Source organism: Enterobacter cloacae complex sp. IR5412, assembly GCF_049237385.1.
Lineage (GTDB): Bacteria > Pseudomonadota > Gammaproteobacteria > Enterobacterales > Enterobacteriaceae > Enterobacter > Enterobacter intestinihominis.
In genome coordinates, this window is sequence record NZ_JBMKHQ010000005.1 from 134,327 (window position 1) to 138,385 (window position 4,059).

The following is a 4,059-nucleotide window of genomic DNA, read 5'->3' on the forward strand; positions in this document are numbered from 1 at the left end:
GCAGAATGCCAAACACCACGCCGAGCGAAATGGCGATCGGGATATGGTAGAAATCAACAATCAGCATCTTGATACCGATAAAGACCAGAATCACCGACAGACCGTACTTCAGCATTGAGAAGCGCTCTGCCGCGCCCGCCAGCAGGAAGTACATCGCACGCAGGCCGAGGATCGCGAACAGGTTCGAGGTCAGCACGATGAACGGGTCGGTGGTAACTGCGAAGATAGCCGGGATACTGTCCACCGCGAAAATCACGTCGCTCAGCTCGACCAGAATCAGCACCAGCAGCAGCGGGGTGGCGAACAGCAGGCCGTTCTTACGCACGAAGAAATGCTCGCTCTCGATCTTGTCCGTCATGCGCAGATGACCCCGGATCCACTTCACCAGCGGCTTATCACCGATACCGGTATCGTCTTCTTTCGCCAGCGCCATTTTGACCCCGGTGAACAGCAGGAACGCACCAAACACGTACAGCAGCCATTCGAACTGGGTAATCAGCCAGCTACCGGCGAAGATCATGATGGTACGCAGGATGATGGCGCCCAGCACGCCGTATACCAGCACGCGGCGTTGCAGGGCCGCAGGCACGGCGAAGTAACTGAACAGCATCAGCCAGACGAAGACGTTATCAACCGCCAGCGCTTTTTCAATCAGATAGCCGGTGAGGAAGGCGAGTGCCTGAGGATCGGCCACCGCGCGACCTTCGGTTGAGGCCAGATACCACCAGAAGGCGGCGCAGAAAAGAAGTGAGAGGGTAACCCATACCAGCGACCAGACGGCGGCTTGCTTAACGCTCATGCCGTGTTCGCCGCGACGACCCTGCAAAAAGAGGTCGATCGCCAGCATGATGAGCACGACAACCGCGAATCCGCCCCACAGCATTGGAGTGCCGACAGAATGCATACTATTTTCCTTACACATAAAAAAACAAAAACGGCTATGGTCAGAAGACGATAGCCGTTAGCTTTTTATGCATAGACCTCGCCTTCCGGCAAGGTCTCACTTACAACCACGAAGGTTGCCCGGCGACCGGATGCGGTTTTGCACGCATCGTAATGACGATCCACCGGCGAAGAAGTTACTCCCCTTTGCAGGTAACAAATTATGTCAGACCATTGATTTCGTCAATGGTCTGCACGATTTCATTACACAGCTTTACGCGACGGCTTCCACATTCACGCCGTCTGCGGGGAAGATTACGCCGGTCTGTCGGCGGATCTCCGTTTGCAGCTTCGCCGTGGTGCGGCTGATCGCCAGTCCCGGGTGGTTCACTTCGTTGTCTTCTACCAGACGGGCGAAGACCTCTGCCTCATAAAGCATAGTGTTAATATGCTGAGGCTGCGTCAGCTCCTGCGCTTTTCCGCCGCGCGGAACGATGCTGAGCTTCTGGCATTCGGAGATTTTTTCGATCACCAGCGAGCCGTCTTCGCCCTGAATTTCGCTTGGCAGCACGGAGTCGCTGACCTTCGAGTGCTGCAACGTCACGCTGAAATCACCGTAGTCCAGCACCACAACGCCGTGTGCATCCACGCCGCTCTCCAGCAGGCTGGCGGTGGCCGTCACGCCGTGTGGTTCCCCCCACAGCGCAACCGCAGAGGCCAGGCAGTAAAAACCGATATCCATAATCGAGCCATTCGAGAAGGCCGGGTTAAAGGTGTTCGGGTTTTCGCCGTCCAGATAGCGCTGGTAGCGCGAGGAATACTGGCAGTAGTTGATAAAGGCTTTACGCACTTTGCCAATTTTCGGCAGGGACTGCTGCAACAGCAGGAAGTTGGGCAGGCTGGCGGTTTTGAACGCTTCAAACAGCACCACCTGGTTTTCGCGGGCAAGCGCAATGGCGGCTTCCACTTCGTGGATATTCGACGCCAGCGGCTTCTCGCAGATCACATGCTTTTTATGGCTGAGGAACAGCTTCGTTTGCGGGAAGTGCAGAGCATTCGGGCTGGCGATATAGACCGCGTCAATGGCGTCGCTTTGCGCCATCTCATCGAGTGAGGTGAACAGATGTTCAACCAGGTAGTCATTCGCAAAACTTTGCGCCTGCTCAAGGCTGCGGGAATAGACTGCGGTGAGCTTATATTTGCCGGTTTCGTGGGCGGCGTCGACGAACTGGCGCGTGATCCAGTTCGTACCGATGACTGCGAAACGTATCATAAACGTTTACGTACTCCGTAGCAGGGAACCTAAAGCCACTGTAGCACGTCCTCATGACATTTCGCGTGCGCTACTGCGCATTACTCTTTAACGATAAATGCGTCAGCCACAAACGGGTATCAAACTCCAGCTGGTGGTACTGCGGCTCCATATGGCAGCACAGGGAATAGAACGCTTTGTCGTGATCTTTCTCTTTCAGGTGCGCCAGCTCGTGCACCACGATCATCCGCAGAAAGGCTTCCGGCGCATTGCGAAAGACGGTCGCGACGCGGATCTCCGCCTTAGCCTTCAGCTTGCCGCCCTGCACGCGGGAGATGGCGGTATGCAGGCCGAGCGCGTTTTTCAGCACGTGGATCTTGTTGTCGTACATCACCTTGTTGATCGGCGGGGCGCTCTTCAGATACTGGCTTTTCAGATCCTGCGTATACTGCCAGAGGGCTTTGTCAGTCGCGAAATCATGCGTGCCCGGGTAGCGTTTTTCCAGCACCGCGCCGAGCTTTCCCCCGGCGATCAGGCCGCGAACCTGGGATAGTAATTGCTCCGGGTAGCCCTGGAGATAAGTCAGCTGGTTCATCAAAACCCCAAAATAGTGTGAAAACGGGTATACTCACGCACCCTTTTCAGGGATACGCCAAATTTTACCATTCAGGAGGGCCGATGAGCCACTTAGACAACGGTTTCCGTTCACTCAACCTTAAACGTTTCCCGGAAACGGACGACGTGAACCCGCTTCAGGCGTGGGAAGCGGCGGATGAATATCTGCTGCAGCAGTTGGATGAGACTGAAATCCGCGGCCCGGTACTGATCCTGAATGACGCGTTTGGCGCGCTGGGCTGTGCGCTCGCGGAACATGCGCCTTACAGTATCGGCGATTCTTACTTAAGCGAGCTGGCGACGCGTGAAAACCTGCGTCACAACGATATCGACGAATCCAGCGTGAAGTTCCTCGACAGCACCGCGGACTACCCGCAGGCGCCAGGCGTGGTGCTGATTAAAGTGCCCAAAACCATGGCGCTGCTGGAGCAGCAACTGCGCGCGCTGCGTAAAGTCGTGACGCCAGAAACGCGCATCATCGCGGGCGCCAAGGCGCGTGATATTCACACCTCGACGCTGGAACTGTTCGAGAAAGTGCTCGGCCCGACCACTACGACGCTGGCCTGGAAAAAAGCGCGCCTGATCAACTGTACCTTCAGCGCGCCGGAACTGGCCGACGCGCCAGAGACCCTGAGCTGGAAGCTGGAAGGGACCGACTGGACCATCCACAACCACGCGAACGTCTTCTCCCGAACCGGTCTGGATATCGGCGCACGTTTCTTTATGGAACATCTGCCGGAAAACCTGGAAGGGGAGATTGTCGATCTCGGCTGCGGTAACGGCGTGATTGGCCTGACGCTGCTGGCGAAGAACCCGGAGGCCAGCGTGGTGTTCAGCGACGAATCGCCAATGGCGGTGGCTTCAAGCCGTCTGAACGTGGAAACCAATCTGCCGGAGGCGCTGGATCGCTGCGAGTTTATGATCAATAACGCGCTGTCCGGCGTAGAGCCTTTCCGCTTCAACGCGGTGTTTTGCAATCCTCCGTTCCACCAGAAGCACGCCCTGACGGATAACGTCGCGTGGGAGATGTTCCACCACGCGCGCCGCTGCCTGAAAATCAACGGCGAGCTGTACATCGTGGCGAACCGCCATCTGGACTACTTCCACAAGCTGAAGAAGATTTTCGGTAACTGCGTCACCATTGCGACAAACAACAAGTTTGTGGTGCTGAAGTCGGTGAAGCTGGGGCGTCGTCGATAAGATCGTTTTGCCTGGCGGCGTTTCGCTTGCACAGGCCTACGGTTTCAAATGCCCGGTGGCGCTTCGCTTACCGGGCCTACAATGGCCTCGGACCCGTAGGCCCGGTAAGC

4 protein-coding genes are annotated in these 4,059 nt (G+C 56.6%); 1 reads left to right on the forward strand and 3 read right to left on the reverse strand.

The genetic code is table 11. The features are described 5' to 3' along the window. The 3 genes from ACOTX2_RS11205 to ACOTX2_RS11215 form a co-directional block, all read right to left on the reverse strand. The coding region (locus ACOTX2_RS11205; RefSeq protein WP_421625917.1) for a TerC family protein at positions 1-904 on the reverse strand (904 nt) is incomplete at its 3' end. 252 nt (positions 905-1,156) lie between these two features. Beyond that, positions 1,157-2,155, reverse strand: coding sequence for a Gfo/Idh/MocA family protein (locus tag ACOTX2_RS11210; protein WP_022649469.1), 999 nt, complete (start codon positions 2,153-2,155; stop codon positions 1,157-1,159). Between the two features lie 70 nt (positions 2,156-2,225). Then, positions 2,226-2,729, reverse strand: a complete 504-nt coding sequence (locus ACOTX2_RS11215; protein ID WP_063147861.1) for a M48 family metallopeptidase — start codon at positions 2,727-2,729, stop codon at positions 2,226-2,228. An 83-nt stretch (positions 2,730-2,812) separates the two neighbouring features. On the opposite strand from ACOTX2_RS11215, the gene rlmG reads away from it, so the two are divergent. Then, positions 2,813-3,949 (forward strand): 23S rRNA (guanine(1835)-N(2))-methyltransferase RlmG, encoded by a 1,137-nt coding sequence (gene rlmG, locus ACOTX2_RS11220; RefSeq protein WP_023298689.1) that lies wholly within the window; start codon positions 2,813-2,815, stop codon positions 3,947-3,949. The last annotated feature ends 110 nt before the right edge of the window (positions 3,950-4,059 follow it).

Excerpts from the sequence above, each read along its gene's own strand:
- ACOTX2_RS11210 (WP_022649469.1), bottom strand. The coding sequence starts at position 2,155 with ATGATACGTTTCGCAGTCATCGGTACGAACTGGATCACGCGCCAGTTC.
- ACOTX2_RS11215 (WP_063147861.1), bottom strand. The coding sequence starts at position 2,729 with ATGAACCAGCTGACTTATCTCCAGGGCTACCCGGAGCAATTACTATCC.
- rlmG (WP_023298689.1), top strand. The coding sequence starts at position 2,813 with ATGAGCCACTTAGACAACGGTTTCCGTTCACTCAACCTTAAACGTTTC.